This window comes from Streptomyces sp. NPDC085866, from assembly GCF_044541035.1.
Classification (GTDB): domain Bacteria; phylum Actinomycetota; class Actinomycetes; order Streptomycetales; family Streptomycetaceae; genus Streptomyces.
In genome coordinates, this window is record NZ_JBITSQ010000007.1 from 385,201 (window position 1) to 399,604 (window position 14,404).

Annotated in this window: 12 protein-coding genes and 1 riboswitch; of the genes, 5 read left to right on the forward strand and 7 right to left on the reverse strand. The window is 72.3% G+C overall.

What is annotated here, in order from left to right; translation table 11 throughout:
• Nucleotides 1-106 precede the first annotated feature (106 nt).
• The 4 genes from ACIF83_RS20260 to ACIF83_RS20275 form a co-directional block, all read right to left on the reverse strand.
• Nucleotides 107-289, reverse strand: a complete 183-nt coding sequence (locus tag ACIF83_RS20260; protein ID WP_399728611.1) for a hypothetical protein — start codon at nt 287-289, stop codon at nt 107-109.
• A 133-nt stretch (nt 290-422) separates the two neighbouring features.
• Nucleotides 423-677: a hypothetical protein gene (locus tag ACIF83_RS20265; RefSeq protein ID WP_399728614.1), complete on the reverse strand. Its 255-nt coding sequence runs from the start codon at nt 675-677 to the stop codon at nt 423-425.
• 32 nt (nt 678-709) lie between these two features.
• Nucleotides 710-2,878, reverse strand: coding sequence for a hypothetical protein (locus ACIF83_RS20270; RefSeq protein ID WP_399728616.1), 2,169 nt, complete (start codon nt 2,876-2,878; stop codon nt 710-712).
• 373 nt (nt 2,879-3,251) lie between these two features.
• Nucleotides 3,252-3,710, reverse strand: a complete 459-nt coding sequence (locus ACIF83_RS20275; protein ID WP_393478132.1) for a flavodoxin family protein — start codon at nt 3,708-3,710, stop codon at nt 3,252-3,254.
• Nucleotides 3,711-3,795: 85 nt separating this feature from the next.
• Between ACIF83_RS20275 and ACIF83_RS20280 the strand changes: the two genes are divergently transcribed.
• Together ACIF83_RS20280 and ACIF83_RS20285 are read left to right on the forward strand one after the other, a co-directional pair.
• Complete coding sequence (locus ACIF83_RS20280) at nt 3,796-4,473, forward strand: class I SAM-dependent methyltransferase (RefSeq protein WP_399728620.1); 678 nt, start codon at nt 3,796-3,798, stop codon at nt 4,471-4,473.
• 91 nt (nt 4,474-4,564) lie between these two features.
• Nucleotides 4,565-5,260 (forward strand): lipoprotein, encoded by a 696-nt coding sequence (locus ACIF83_RS20285; protein ID WP_399728623.1) that lies wholly within the window; start codon nt 4,565-4,567, stop codon nt 5,258-5,260.
• A 21-nt stretch (nt 5,261-5,281) separates the two neighbouring features.
• Here ACIF83_RS20285 and ACIF83_RS20290 read toward each other — a convergent pair whose 3' ends face one another.
• The gene (locus ACIF83_RS20290) at nt 5,282-5,914 is read right to left on the reverse strand and encodes a GNAT family N-acetyltransferase (RefSeq protein ID WP_399728626.1); all 633 of its coding nucleotides are present in this window, start codon (nt 5,912-5,914) and stop codon (nt 5,282-5,284) included.
• 119 nt (nt 5,915-6,033) lie between these two features.
• On the reverse strand, nt 6,034-8,019 hold the full coding sequence (locus tag ACIF83_RS20295) for a DUF1996 domain-containing protein (protein WP_393478280.1): 1,986 nt from the start codon (nt 8,017-8,019) through the stop codon (nt 6,034-6,036).
• Between the two features lie 331 nt (nt 8,020-8,350).
• Nucleotides 8,351-8,521, forward strand: a riboswitch (cyclic di-AMP (ydaO/yuaA leader).
• A 10-nt stretch (nt 8,522-8,531) separates the two neighbouring features.
• Between ACIF83_RS20295 and ACIF83_RS20300 the strand changes: the two genes are divergently transcribed.
• Nucleotides 8,532-10,742, forward strand: coding sequence for an NlpC/P60 family protein (locus ACIF83_RS20300; RefSeq protein WP_399728629.1), 2,211 nt, complete (start codon nt 8,532-8,534; stop codon nt 10,740-10,742).
• Between the two features lie 19 nt (nt 10,743-10,761).
• Here ACIF83_RS20300 and ACIF83_RS20305 read toward each other — a convergent pair whose 3' ends face one another.
• Nucleotides 10,762-11,823 carry an NAD-dependent epimerase/dehydratase family protein gene (locus ACIF83_RS20305; RefSeq protein ID WP_399728632.1) on the reverse strand — a complete coding sequence of 354 codons (1,062 nt, stop codon included), beginning with the start codon at nt 11,821-11,823 and terminating at the stop codon, nt 10,762-10,764.
• 167 nt (nt 11,824-11,990) lie between these two features.
• Between ACIF83_RS20305 and ACIF83_RS20310 the strand changes: the two genes are divergently transcribed.
• Nucleotides 11,991-13,355 carry an FAD-dependent oxidoreductase gene (locus ACIF83_RS20310; protein ID WP_399728635.1) on the forward strand — a complete coding sequence of 455 codons (1,365 nt, stop codon included), beginning with the start codon at nt 11,991-11,993 and terminating at the stop codon, nt 13,353-13,355.
• Between the two features lie 73 nt (nt 13,356-13,428).
• On the forward strand, nt 13,429-14,394 hold the full coding sequence (locus ACIF83_RS20315; RefSeq protein WP_393478115.1) for a DUF1152 domain-containing protein: 966 nt from the start codon (nt 13,429-13,431) through the stop codon (nt 14,392-14,394).
• Nucleotides 14,395-14,404: the final 10 nt, after the last annotated feature.

Here is a 14,404-nt window from a genome sequence, read left to right on the forward strand (position 1 = left end):
CGGCCGGGGCGAGCCGGTCGGCGGGACGGCGGGACGGCGGGACGGCGGGGCCGATGCGCACGTGGACGTGGGGCGGCGGACGGGGGCGGCGGATGGGGGCGGTGGCTCATTCGGCCGGCTGCTCGGCACGGCTTCCGGAGGAGACCCGGCGGGCGCCGACGTGCCCGATCGGGATCACCGGGGCCCCGCTGGACCGGACGAGGCGGACGATGCCGGACTTCAGCCGTCCGGGCGGGCGGTCGTGCGAGGCGTCGTAGCGGGGCAGGCCACCTTCCGGGGAGATGGGCACGCTGCGCCCCGTCGAGCCCCTCGGATTCTCCGACCTCGTGCACCGCAACCTGCAGGCGGACAAAGGGCATTGCTTCGTCTCCCTCGGCCGGAGCGGTTCGAACTGCCGGGCCGCCGCGCTCCGATCGGACCGGTCAGGCCCGCGAGTGGGCGAGCAACGCCTCGGCCGCGGTGCGCAGTTGCTTCGCCGCGGTGCTACAGGCGGCCGCCTGCAGTTCCAGGGTGGGGCGGCTCCACTCGGGTGCCGTCGGGCAGGCGGACAGCTCGGACGCGGTGGCGAGCAACTGCTGGGCATAGCCCTCCATCAGGTCGGCGTCTGCGCGCAATCTGCTTGCCTGGTAATGGAGTTCGTCGGCCGACGGCAGCATGCGGAGGGACTCGGTGACCATGGCGGCTCCCACTGACGGGTGTGCGTGCGGGGTCAGCGCGGCAGGGCGGCGCCGGCGCTGCGGTGGAAGACGAACTGCGGGCAGGACAGCACGAAGAGCGGCCGGGACGCGTCGATGCCGAGCCGCCGCAGCTGCCCGGCCATGGGTTCGGCCGCGGCGGTGTCCAGGCGCAGCCGCACGCCGGTTCCGGTGTGCAGCCGCAGCCGGCCGTGGGTCCGGACCAGGGTGCGCACGGTGCTCTCGCCGCGCCGGCCGTACAGGATCCAGTCCGCCTCGGGGCAGCGCAGGCCCCGGCCGAGGCGGCCCTTGACGGCGAGCCCCAGCCCCGGTGCGGCGACACCGAGGTCACGGCTCATCAGATCGGCCTCGGCGGCCATGCGGACCGCGGGCTGGCCCCAGATCTGCCGGGAGACGACGCGCGCCTCCTCGCTGCTGACGGCGAGGGAGAGGACGTAGCGGCCGGTGCGGCGCAGGTCGACGCGGCGCAGCAGGTCGGCGGCGGCGTCGTACGGGCGCGGCCGCCACAGGTCGTCCACCAGCACCGACAGGGCGATCTCGGCGTAGGGGCCGATCGTGGAACAGCGGTGGTCGTACAGGGACACAACCGCGAGCGCCCGTCGGCCCAGCCGGCTCGGCACCATCCAGGTCACGTCGGGCAGCAGGCCCCGCGCGGCAGCGGCGTCGACGGCGAAGCAGAGGTGGGCCGCGGAGGAGTCGTAGTAGCGCACCGGGACGTCGACGGGCCCGGTCATGGTGGGGAGTGAGGTGGTGGGGACGGTGAGGAAGGGGTAGCCCTCGGGCGGGTGGGCGCGGTCCTTGAGCTGGTAGGCCTGGGTGCGCACCACCGGGCCGCGATAGGGGGCGAGCGCCTCGTCGACGCCCTTGCGGGCCTCGGGGACGACGGTCCGCAGGTGCGCGATGTACTCGCGGAGCATGTGGCACAGCGGGAACTCGCGGGTGGGCCCGGTGTAGTCGACCTCGTACCGGTTGGGGTGCGGGCTCGAGGCGGAGTCGGCGTCCCGGCCGTCGAGGACGGGCACGATGTCGTGCTGGTTGGTGATGCTGGCGACCCAGGTTCGCGGGTCGGCGGGCCTCTTGTTGCCGACCGGGGAACCGACCGCGATCACGTGGGTGACCCGGTAGGCGCGGCAGAACTCCTCGTCCTGCGCGAGGTTCATCAGCGCGATCCCGCCCTCGCTGTGCCCGATCAGGGCGAGGTCGGCACCGCGCGGGATGCCGTGGTCCGCGAGGGCGAGCAGGATCGAGCGGGTGTGGGGCGAGTCGGTCGTGAAGAGGTCGCGCCAGGCGCCGACGAAGTCCTGCGGGGAGTCGTTGCGGGGGCGTCCGGGCGCCGTGCCGGGGGCCTGGACTACGTACCGGACGACGCCGTCGGGGCCACGCACGTTCTGCACCAGGATCCGCCCGTTGGTCGACACGACCTCGATGTTGCGCAGGAAACCGAGGAGGGAGCCTTCGGTGGCCACGGTCTGCCGCTCCTGGTCGGAGAGGTCGACGGCCTCGGCCGCTCCCTCACCCCGGTCCATGCCCGCGAGATGGGCGGCGCTGATGCCGTACACCGGACCGGCGGACAGGCCGCGGCCGGCGGCCGGCGCCCTGCCGGTCTCGTGGTTCTCCGGATCCTCGTCCAGCAGGGCTCGTACGGCGAGGAGTTCGGCCATCAGGGGCGCGAGCCCGGACAGGGCGCGCTGGGCACTCCGGTCCCTGAACAGGGCACGCAGGGCGCGCACGGCCTCCAGGTCGCGGTCGGCGGTGACCGCGCCCATCAGCCGACGCATGCCCGGGTCGCGTTCTAACTCGGGGTGGTCGCACAGCACGGCTGCGATCCTCAGGCGCAGGGAGGTGACAGCCACCAGCGCGGCCAGGCTCTCCCGGCCGAGCACCTCGCCGGCCGCGCCGAGCACATGGCCGATGCCCTTCGGTGCCGTGACCGCGGAGCCGCCCAGGCCGTCTTTGTTCGTCAGGGCCCGCAGCAGTGCCCACCGGGCGGCGAGACCGGTACGGGGACGGCGGCGCGCGGAGGCGGTGAGGGCAGGCGCGAACAGCGCGGTGCTGGTGCGTGTGGACACCTCGCGGATGCCTTCGGCGACGTCCACCACGTCCCGTGCGCACCGGCGCAGCAACTCCTCGGCGTCCTGCTCGTCCTGGGCGGTCCGTCCGCGTATGTGGCCGTCCGCTCCCATGCGACGCTCCCTCGGCTCGACGACGTTCGGCGGTGCACGACCGCGCCCCGGGGACGCGGTCTCCCTCCTCATCGTCGGCCAGCGGCACCGCGCCCGCACCTTCATCCATCCAGGTAGAGGATGTGCGCCGGGTCCGGTATCAGCGTGCGAGCCCGGACCGGAGCCGGATGCCGCTCCTGCACGACCGCCGCACATGCCCCCTCCACCCACCCGCCCCTCCCGGCGGGAGGTGCGCCGTGACCACGTCCACCCGACACCCGAACGGCCTACGGGCCCCGCTCCCCGACACCGTCGCCGTCGGCCTTCCGCTGCGCACCGGTTGTCTGCTCACGCCCGGTCCGGCGCGGGCTGAGGACCGTCGGGCCCCGCACCCTCAGACCTCGGCCATGAGCCCGGCCGCGACCGTGGCGCCCAGCTCCCAGCAGGCCTGCACATCGGCCTTGCCGGGCTCGCCGGTGACGGTCACCGCCTCGGTGGCGCGGCGCCAGCCGAGGCCGGTGGTGAGGGCCTCGACGGCGCGGACGGCGCCGGTGACGTCGCTGCCGCCGTGGACGTAGTAGCCGAAGGGCCGGCCCCGGGTCTCGTCCAGGCAGGGGTAGTAGACCTGGTCGAAGAAGTGCTTGAGGGCGCCGGACATGTAACCGAGGTTCGCCGGGGTGCCGAGGAGGTAGCCGTCGGCCTCCAGGACGTCGGAGGCGGTGGCGGACAGGGCGGCCCGCCGTACGACGCGGACGCCCTCGATCTCCGGCGTGGTCGCGCCGGAGACGACGGCCTCGAACATGGCCTGGCAGTTGGGCGAGGGGGTGTGATGCACGATCAGCAAGGTAGGCACGTTCCGAACCCTGCCCTGCGGGTGCGGCGGTCCGCAAATGGCACCCGGCGCGCGGCATTGTGGGCTGCGGGACGGGAGTGCGACGATGCCGGGCACCTGGCGGGACACGGAAGGAGCGGTCTTGGGCGAGGACGAACAGCGGGCACCGGCAGCCGTGGTGTTCGACGCACTGGGTCTCGACTACGAGAAGGCGTTCGCGTCGTCCGAGGCGCACCGGGCCTCGCTCCGGTGGCTGCTGGACCGGCTGGAGCCGGGCAGCCGGGTGCTGGACGTGGGCAGCGGGACGGGACGGCCGACCGCGCAGACCCTCGCCGAGGCCGGGCACAGTGTGCTGGGCGTCGACGTCTCCCCGGTGATGGTCGACATCGCCGCCCGGCAGGTGGCCGGGGCCGAGTTCCGGCTGGCCGACATCCGTGAACTGCCGCTCGCGGAGGGCTCGTTCGACGCGGTGTGCGGGTACTTCTCACTGCTGCAGATGTCCCGTGCCGAGCAGTCGGCCGTCGTGGGCCGCATGGCGCGTGCGCTTCGGCCCGGCGGGCTCGCGGTGCTGGCCACCGTGCCCCTCGACGTGGAGGCCTTCGAGGCGGTGTTCATGGGGCATCCGGTGCGGGTGACGAGCTTCGCCGCCGATGACTTCACGCGGTTGGTGACCGGGGCGGGCCTGACGGTCCTGTCCGAGGAGCACGCCGCGTTCTCCCCGGCCCATCCCGACGCCGTACCCGAGCCGCACCTGTTCCTGCACTGCCGGCGGGACGAGGACTGAGCACCCTCCTTCCACTGTCCCCCTTTATTGCGTACGGCTGTGTCGGCACCCTCGGTTACAGTGGCCGCGCTCGACAGGAGGGGAGACGACAGTGCAGGTCAGGGTGGGGTCCGTGCGAGGCCGGGTGGTCCAGGCGATGGTGCTGGCGGCGGTGCTGGGAGGTTGCTCGCAGTCGCCGGACGGAGAGGCGAAGGCGTCGAGGAGCCCGTCGGCCGCCGGGAGCGCGGGGGCGAAGAACGCGGTCGCGGCGCGCGGCGGCACCGTCGGCGCCGCCGGGTCGGCCTGCGAACTGCCTGTCAGCTTCGACATCGCCAAGAGCTGGAAGCCCAAGGGCATCGACGCCGAGAAGGAGATGTCGAAGGCGTCGAAGGGCTCGGACGGCGACCTGAGCGGAGCCCTCGCCGACGCCTTCCTGCGCCAGGGCCCGGTCACCACCGCCTGTGAGATCGACGCCAAGCCCGCCGGCAGGATCGGCTTCCTGCGGGTGTGGACCGGCGAGCCCGGCAACGCCGACGCGCGCACCGTGCTGCGGCAGTTCGTCGCCGCCGAGGACAACACCAGCAAGGAGAAGTACCGCTCCTTCAGGACGGCCACCGGCCTGTCCGGTGTGGAGGTGGAGTACCTCTGCACGAGCAAGCTGCTGGAGGAGACGAAGAAGGAGAGCGCCCTGGCGGTCTCCACGCCCGACGGCCCGGTCGTGCTGCACCTCGGCGGGATGGACACCGAGGAGCACAACGCGATGCTGCCCGCGTACGAGCTCGCCAAGCAGACCCTGCGCGTCCTCTGACGGCCACCGCAGGGCGGGTGCTCAGTCCGGGGTCGTGGCCCGGCCGAGATACGTGAGCGGGCCGGGGTCCGCGACCGGGATCTCGTGGAAGCCGAGCCGGTCGTAGAACGCCCGGGCGGCCGTGTTGACCGTGACCATGCCGAGGTGGACGGCCGGAACGCCCTGCGCGTGCAGGGTGTTCAGCAGTGTGTGCATCAACCGACGGCCGTGTCCGCGCCCCTGCCACGGCGGCAGCAGGTCGATGTGCAGGTGGGCCGGGTAGGCGGCGAGTTCGGGTACGAGCATGCGCTCCGGGCGGTGCAGGAGGCCGATCATCTCCTCGGTGGGCGTGCGAGGGTGCGCGGTGGGTTCCGGGTAGCGCTCGGCCAGCCCGGGGATCCAGGTCCGCCGGAAGTCCTCGACGAACCGCTCGGTGTCCGCCGTAGCGACGACGTACCCCACCGCCCGGCCTTCGCCGTCGTCCAGGACGAAGGCGAGGTCCGGGTCGAAGTGGCAGTAGGGCTCGGCGAAGATCGACGGCATCAGACGCAGATCCGGACAGAGGGCGCGGGAGTCGCCGCCGTTGTACGCGGTCCGGACGCAGATGTCGGCGACCGCGTCGCGGTCGGTGGGGCGGTAGCGGCGGATCGCGGGGCGGGTGTCCGTGGGTGGCATGAGGACATCCTCATGCGGTTGGGAGCGCTCCCACAAGTGGTCGACGGGCTCCGGACGGCGAAACGGCGGCCGCACCGCTGGAGGGTGGGGCCGCCGTTTCGTCGTTCCGTGACGTGCCGTCAGTACCGCAGGCGCTTGGCCCGGATCAGCATGACGAGGCCGGAGAGGGCGAGCAGCGTACCGATGGCCGCGGGCCACAGGTGTGCGCCGGTCTCGGCGAGGCCGCCCTGGACGGCCTGGGGTTCGCTCTGGTCGGCGGGGGGCTGCGCCGGTGCGGCCGGGGACTGGGCGGCCTGACCGCCGGCAGGGGTCCGGGTGGCCTGACCGACCTCGCCGGCACCCGAGTCGGACGGTGCGGTCGAGGCGGCCTTGTCGGCCTTCGCGGGAGCCGTCTGCTTGCCCTCGCCGTCCTGCTTGGTCCGTCCGCCCTGCTGGGAGGACTGGCTGTCGTGCTTGGCGGGCTTGTCGTGCTTGGTGGTGTTCGCCGGCGAGGTCGACGTGTAGGTCCTGGGCTCCTGCGTCGAGTCGGAGGAGGCCGGGGCAGGCTCGGCCGGGGCGCTCGTGGCGGGGGCGGCCGTGGCGCCGCCGGTGCCCGTGCCCGGGGCGTCCGTCGCACCGGAGTCGTCGCTCGGGCTCGGGGCCGTGGTGGCACCGGAGTCGTCACCGCCACGGGGTCCGCAGGTCCGGCCGGAGTTGATGCAGTCGACCATCTCGCGCATCAGGTCCTCGTCGAAGACGTTGATGAAGTCGCCGTGGTCGGTGACCGGCTTGTGCAGCTGCTCGGGGAAGGAGTCCACCGCGAAGAACGGCACCGTCCGCCCACCGTCGTTCAGGCTCGGCGCGGCGACGCCGTAGACGATGCGCTGGACCAGCTGCGGAATCGCCCGGAAGCCCTCGGGGCAGGAACCGTCGGGGCCGGCGAAGGCCACGTGGGTGCGGTGGTTGGCACTGTCGATGTTGCGGCCGTCCCAGCAGCTCTGGAAGCGGAAGGTGCGCACCACGTCGCTGCCGGACGGACACAGCGGGTACTTGTCCTTCAGCTGCCGGTCCTCGAAACCGGTGCAGCTCCACGAGGCGTTGGCGTTGCCGGGGCCGTTGACGAAGGCCTTGGCGTCGCCGGTGATGATGCGCAGCAGGCGCGGCATCTCGGTGACCTTGCCGCGCGGGTTGCCCACGAAGGTCAGCGTCACCTGCTTGGCCGTGACGATCTGGCCCGCGTTGCCCTCGGTGCCGCCGCCCGGGGCGCCGGCGTCCCGTTCCTGCTTGCCGTTCTGCAGCCGCAGCACCGGCCAGTAGTAGGTGGACTTGTCTCCCTGGTCCACACAGCTGGTCTGGGCGTCGGCCAGGTCCTCGTCGCTGGCGAAGGCGTTGTTGGACTGGTTGCCGATGTAGTCGTGGAAGTGGTGGGCGCCGTTGGAGACGCCGGGCGCGACGATCACGTTGTCGGAGTTGAACAGGCCGCCTGCGTTGACACCGCACTCGGAGGTGAACGTGCCGCGCGACGCGTCGTCCTGCCGGGGCGGGTTCGGCACGTTCGGCTGTACGGAGGTGATGTCCGCGTAGTCGGAGGCGACGGGACCGTTGCCGCCCTGGCCGGCGCCGTTCTGGCCCTGGCCGGTGCCCTGTTGGGCTCCGTCGCTCGGGGTGGCGCTGCCCTGGCCGGCGTTGCCGGTGTCGCCGCCGGCGCCGTCCTGGGCAGGGCGCAGGGTGCAGGCGGCCAGGGATTCCAGTCCTTCCGGCCGGTCACCGACCTGGTCGATGGCGACGGCGATCCGCTCGATCGTGGCCGACCGCTTCTCCTTCAGCGGGTTCATGATGGGCTCGTCCGCCGCCGTGGGGTCCTGGCGGACGGAATCGGCCGACGCCTGGAGTTGCTGGTAGGCGGCCGCGATCTGCTGGTCCAGCTGGGCGAGTTCACGGTCGACGGCCTCGCGGGCGCCGTCCGGCACCGTCGTCAGCCGGCTGCCGACGTCCGGGCAGTCGATCGTGGCCATGCCCGCGGAGCGGACCTGTCCGGTCGCGTCGGGGCCGCTGTCCCCGCCCCATGTGCCCTCGGTGGCCGAGGCGTAGACATTCGCCGCGACGAGCCCGCCTCCGCCCAGCATCAGGGCGACCGCTGCGAAGGTCGCGCGTCGTGCACGGGTCGGGCGTCTGCGCGTGTTGCGTCCCACGGAAGTACCTCTGAGTCTGTCGAGCGGCTCGGCATGGAAATCCCCCGCCCCATACGGATCCGGGCGCCCGAGTGTTCAGGCGTCCCGAGAATTCATCAGAATCTCATAGGCACCGCGTCACCCGGAGGGTGACCCATCTCGAATGGCAAGACGAACATCACATATCTGTATCGGACATTGCGCACTTCAACCTTCACACGGGCCACACAAATTGGCTAGGTTGACGACCAGGCCGCACGGCTCCCCCGGCGAACCGCGCCGGGCCGCGTGGCCTCCGCCGAATCCGGTGCACCGTGGAGTGCCGCCGGAGCCGGGACCCGACCGACTTCGGGGTGAATCGGCCAACGCCCTCGCGGGCGACGGTCGTAGGGCACGCCTTCCGGAACCGACCGCCCGAACCCGACAGCTGACTCGGTAGGCGGAGCACGGAAGGAGTGCGTCCCTTCATGGCGACGGACAGCCGCGACGAGGTCCGGCAGCGAATCAGCTCCCTCTACGACCGGGCCGAGGACGAGACCGGGAACTTCAACGCGACTCGGGCCATGGCGGGGGCGACACGGACCCGTGGTGTTCCGCTGGCCAAGCGGCCGGAACGGCGCTCGGATCCGGCCCTCGACGAGGTGGCCAAGCAGTGGTTCGAAGGGGCGCGGGCCAAGCTCGGCCCGTCCGCCCCGGCGGTCCTGCCGGCGGACCGGATGCCCGGCCGGCGGGCCGCCCCGGCCCGCTCCTCGGACCGAACCGGCGGCGATCGCCCCGGCGGTGACCGGGAGACACCGGGGCGAGGTCTGCCGGAGTTGCCCGCCGGGCCTTCGGGGCGGACGGGTGCCCGTGCGCTGCCGGAGCTGCCGCGTGGGGCTGCCGCCGAGCCGACCGCTCGGCCCGTCCCCGAGCTGACGAGCCGCGCCCTTCCCGAACTGACCAGCCGGGTCATGGAAGTAGCGGCCGACCGCACCGCCCTGGAGCTCCCCGGCCGAGCCTCGGCCGAGCCGCCGAACCGGGCCATGCTGGAACCGGCGGGCCGCACCTCGGCACCGACGGCCGCCCTGCCTCTCGCCGCCTCCCCGGCGATCCCTCAGCAGGAGCCCCGGGCACTGCCCGCCCCTGCCACCGGCTCCCGGCGGCCCGCCCCGGCCGTGTCCAAGGCGGAGAACCGGCGCAAACTCGCCGCGGCCCGGGACGTGTTGTCCCGCGGCATCGCCCTGCGCGCCGCGGCCGCCCAGCCCACTCCCGCGCCGGACGCCCTGGGCACCACGGCGGGTCAGGCGCCACGGCCGACCGAGGACCAGTGGCGCGCACCGCAGTGGGCGGCACCCGGCGTGTTCCCGGCGCAGGAGACGACCGGCGCCCTCGGCACGGCCGCACTCCCGGCCGGCAGCGAGCCCTTCAGCCGTCCGGCCGCGACGGCCCCTTTGACCGACACGGGCTCCTTCGCCGCGCCGCTGCCTGCGGGCCTCCCGGCTGACACCGGGTCCTTCGCAGCGCCCCTTCCGGCCGACACCGGGGCTTACGCCGCGCCCCTCCCGACCGACACCGGCTCCTACGCCGCGCCCCTCCCGACCGACACCGGCTCCTTCGCCGCGCCCCTCCCGACCGACACCGGCTCCTACGCCGCGCCCCTCCCCATCGACACCGGGGCTTTCGCAGCGCCGCGCCCCGTCGACACCGGGTCCTTCACCGCGCCCCTCCCGACCAACACCGGAGCTTTCGCCGCGCCTCCCACGACCGACAACGGTTCCTTCGCCGCGCCAGTCACCGTCGGCACCGGGGCTTTCGCAGCGCCGCGCCCCGTCGACACCGGAGCTTTCGCAGCGCCGCGCCCCGTCGACACCGGAGCTTTCGCCGCGCCCCTCCCGACCGACACCAGCTCCTTCGCCGCGCCCCTCCCCATCGACACCGGGGCCTTCGCAGCGCCGCGCCCCGTCGACACCGGGTCCTTCACCGCACCCCTCCCGACCAACACCGGAGCTTTCGCCGCGCCCCTCCCGACCGACACCGGCTCCTTCGCCGCGCCAGTCACCGTCGACACCGGGTCCTTCACCGCCCCCCTTCCGACCGACACCGGAGCTTTCGCCGCGCCCGCCATCGCCGACACAGGGTCCTTCACTGCACCTGTCACAGCCGGCGCAGCCACCTTCGCCCCACCCGCACCCCCAGCCCCAGCCCCAGCCCCAGCCCCAGCCGCCCCCCTCCCCACCGAAACCGGCTCCTTCACCGCACCCCTCACCACCACCCCCACGACCGGCACAGGCTCGTACGCACCCGTCGCACCCGTCGCACCCACCCCGCAGTCACCCCGCGCCCTACGCGCCGAGAAGGCCATCGCCTTCGCTCGGGCGCAGATCGGGAAGCCGTGTGTGTGGGGTGCGATGGGGCCGGACTCGTACGACTGCTCCAGCCTCACCCAGGCGGCGTGGAAGGCGGCCGGGGTCACGCTGCCGCGGGCCGCGCACCAGCAGGCGCTCGGGGGCTCGCCGGTCACCCTGGCCGCTCTCGAACCCGGTGACCTCGTCCTCTTCTTCGACGACGACCGGCATGTGGGCCTGCACACCGGCAACGGCATGATGATCCACGCGCCGGGCCCCGGGTCGTACATTTGCGAGGAGTCGATCTACGGCGCCGGGGAGGCGGCGATCCACCGGGTGATCCGGCCGGCGTGATGCCGCGGGCGGGCTCGCCTCAGCCCGGTCGGCGCCGTCGCGCGCGCCAGCTCTCGTAGTGGTCCAGCAGGGTCTCCGCCACCGGCCGGTAGGTGAGCCCCAGTTCGTCGATGCCGCGGCGGTTGTCGACGCGGAAGCGGATGCCGAGGTGCTTGCGTATGTAGTCCTGGGTGAGGCCGAAGGAGGGGCCCAGGACGCGTACCGGCCAGTGCGGGAGCGCGGTGCGCGGCAGGCGCGGGTCGTAGGGGTGGCGGGTACGGATGATGCGGGCCATCTCGTGGAACGAAGTCATCGTCTCGGCCGCCACGATGTAGCGGCCCTTTGCCCCGGGGTTCTCGGCGGCCGCGATGTGCGCGTCGGCAACATCCCGTACGTCGGCCGTGGTGAAGCTGAAGTCGGGGGCTCCGTAGCAGAAGTACCCCTTGAACAGCTCGTCGAGGAGGAAGAGGCTGCCGGACTCGGAGGCGGGGGTGAGGGAAGGGCCCAGGATCAGGCCGGGGTTGACGGACACCATGCGCCAGCGGTCCTGTGCCGCCTCGGCGTCCCGGGCCGCGCGTTCGGCGACGGTCTTGGCGTAGTGGTAGGGATTGTTCTCGGCCGTGCTGGTGGTGTTGAAGTACCGCTCGGACAGCACCTGGCCGTCCATGTGCAGGACGTCCGCATAGTCACCGAACACCGCGCCCACGGTGGAGGTGAACACCAGGGTCCGGACCTCCGGGGTCCGCTCGATGCTCGCCAGGACGTTGCGGGTGCCGAGCAGCGCCGGGTCCACCACGTCCCGCCGGGCGTTCCTGATCCGCTCCGGCATGAGGAACGGCGAGGCCACGTGGAAGACGATCGGACAGCCGCGGAACGCCTCGTCGAACGAGCCTTCCTCCAGCAAGTCCGCCTCGAACAGCGTCAGTCGACCGGGGAAGGCCTCCTGCATCTCCCACAGCGGCCGCGCCTTCGCCGCGTTCGCGCTGCTGCGTACAGTGGTGCGGACACGGTAGCCACGCTCCAGCAGCCGTCGCACGAGATGGCTGCCGACGAAGCCGCTGCCGCCGGTCACCACGACGGTCGTCTCCCCGCGTCCGCCCACGCGCCCTCCTCCGCAAGAGACCCCGGGCAAGCGACCCCATAAGAGACCCCTGGAGAAGTCATAAGATCCACTTATGAGGTCATAGACCGGACCCGTGTACTAACTTAGGTCTGCCTTAGTCTAGGCTTCCCACTCGAGTATCTGATCACGCTCGAAGGGAACTGATCATGCCGCGCCCCCTGCGGGTAGCCATCGTCGGAGCCGGCCCCGCCGGGATCTACGCCGCCGACGCCCTGCTCAAGTCCGAGGTGGCCGCCGAACCCGGCGTCTCCATCGACCTCTTCGAGCGGATGCCCGCCCCGTTCGGCCTGATCCGGTACGGCGTGGCACCCGACCACCCGCGCATCAAGGGCATCATCACCGCCCTGCACCAGGTGCTCGACAAGCCCCAGATCCGGCTGTTCGGCAACGTCGACTACCCGAACGACATCAGCCTGGACGACCTGCGTTCCTTCTACGACGCGGTGATCTTCTCCACCGGCGCGACGGCCGACCGGGATCTGTCGATCCCGGGCATCGAGCTGGACGGCTCGTACGGCGCCGCCGACTTCGTCTCCTGGTACGACGGCCACCCGGACGTGCCGCGCACCTGGCCGCTGGAGGCCGAGAAGGTCGCCGTTCTCGGCGTCGGCAACGTGGCACTCGACGTGGCCCGGATCCTCGCCAAGACGGCGGACGAGCTGCTGCCGACCGAGATACCCGCGAACGTCTACGACGGTCTGAAGGCGAACAAGGCCCTGGAGATCCACGTCTTCGGCCGCCGTGGCCCGGCGCAGGCCAAGTTCAGCCCGATGGAGCTGCGCGAGCTGGACCACTCCCCGAACATCGAGGTCATCGTCGACCCCGAGGACATCGACTACGACGCGGGTTCGATCGAGACCCGGCGCGGCAACAAGCAGGCCGACATGGTCGCCAAGACCCTGGAGAACTGGGCGATCCGGGACGTCGGCGACCGGCCGCACAAACTGTTCCTGCACTTCTTCGAGTCGCCCTCGGAGATCCTCGGCGAGGACGGCAAGGTGGTCGGCCTGCGCACCGAGCGCACCGCCCTCGACGGCACGGGCAACGTCAAGGGCACCGGCGAGTTCAAGGACTGGGACGTCAGCGCGATCTACCGCGCCGTCGGCTACCTCTCCGACAAGCTGCCCAAGCTGCCGTGGGACATCGAGTCCGGCACGGTTCCGGACCAGGGCGGCCGGGTCATCGAGGAGAGCGGCAACCACCTCCGGTCGACGTACGTCACCGGCTGGATCCGGCGCGGCCCGGTCGGTCTGATCGGCCACACCAAGGGTGACGCCAACGAGACCGTGGCCAACCTGCTGGACGACTTCGCGAACGGCCGTCTGCACACCCCGGACTCCCCCGCGCCGGAGTCCGTGGACGCGTTCCTGGCCGAGCGCGAGATCCGCTTCACCACCTGGGAGGGCTGGTACAAGCTGGACGCCGCCGAGCGGGCGCTGGGCGAGCCGCAGGGCCGCGAACGCGTGAAGATCGTCGAGCGCGAGGACATGCTCCGGGAGAGCGGAGCCTGATTCCCGGGAGTGCCCGGGAGGCTTCGGGAACGAGTCCAACGAGGCCTCCCAGGGCCCCTGTTAGGGTCCTGAGGTGTTTTCCCTGCGTGAGCCCCTCTTCTTCACCCGTCTGCGCGAGGCGCGCCGGGTGCTCGTCGCCGGTGCGGGCGGCGGATTCGACGTCTACGCCGGACTGCCCCTGGCCTTCGCGCTGCGCTCGGCCGGTGCGGAGGTCCATCTGGCCAACCTGTCCTTCTCCGACCTTTACGGCCTGAGCCTGGACAGCTGGGTGGAGGAGGACGTCGCCGCCGTCCGCCCGGACACCCCGCTGCGCGGCGACTACTTTCCCGAGCGGGCTCTGGCCCGATGGCTGGGGTCGCAGGGGATGCCCGACACGGTGTACGCCTTTCCCCGTACGGGAGTCGAGCCGTTGCGCGCCGCCTACCGGGCGCTCCTCGATCATCTGGGCGGCGTGGACGCCGTCGTGCTGGTGGACGGCGGTACCGACATCCTGATGCGCGGGGACGAGCACGGGCTCGGCACGCCGGAGGAGGACATGGCGAGCCTGGCCGCAGTCGCCGGTCTCGACGAGGTCCCGCACCGGCTGGTGGCCTGCCTGGGCTTCGGGGTGGACGCCTATCACGGCGTCAACCACTCCCTGTTCCTCGAGAACCTGGCCGCCCTGGACCGCGAGGGCGCCTATCTGGGGGCGTTCTCGCTCCCCAGGGAGAGCCAGGAGGGCGCGCTCTATCTCGACGCCGTGGCGCATGCCCAGCAGAGCCACGAGAGCTATCCCAGCATCGTCCACGGCTCGGTCGCGGCCGCCGTGCGCGGGGACTTCGGCGACGTGCGGTTCACCGAGCGCACCCGGGACAGCGAGCTGTTCGTCAACCCGCTGATGTCCCTCTACTTCTGTGTGGACCTCCCAGCGCTGGCCCGTGCGAACCTCTACCTCGACCGGCTGGAGGGCACGATGCTGATGCGGCAGATCAGCTCGGTGATCGCAGAGTTCCGTGAGGAGCTGCCGCGTCAGCGGGCGCCCCGGGCGTTCCCGCACTGAGCCGGGGCGC

Coding starts and splice junctions, on each gene's coding strand:
- ACIF83_RS20280 (WP_399728620.1), top strand. CDS start 3,796: ATGCCGGGCACCTGGCGGGACACGGAAGGAGCGGTCTTGGGCGAGGAC.
- ACIF83_RS20265 (WP_399728614.1), bottom strand. CDS start 677: ATGGTCACCGAGTCCCTCCGCATGCTGCCGTCGGCCGACGAACTCCAT.
- ACIF83_RS20290 (WP_399728626.1), bottom strand. CDS start 5,914: ATGCCACCCACGGACACCCGCCCCGCGATCCGCCGCTACCGCCCCACC.
- ACIF83_RS20300 (WP_399728629.1), top strand. CDS start 8,532: ATGGCGACGGACAGCCGCGACGAGGTCCGGCAGCGAATCAGCTCCCTC.
- ACIF83_RS20295 (WP_393478280.1), bottom strand. CDS start 8,019: ATGCTGGGCGGAGGCGGGCTCGTCGCGGCGAATGTCTACGCCTCGGCC.
- ACIF83_RS20270 (WP_399728616.1), bottom strand. CDS start 2,878: ATGGGAGCGGACGGCCACATACGCGGACGGACCGCCCAGGACGAGCAG.
- ACIF83_RS20310 (WP_399728635.1), top strand. CDS start 11,991: ATGCCGCGCCCCCTGCGGGTAGCCATCGTCGGAGCCGGCCCCGCCGGG.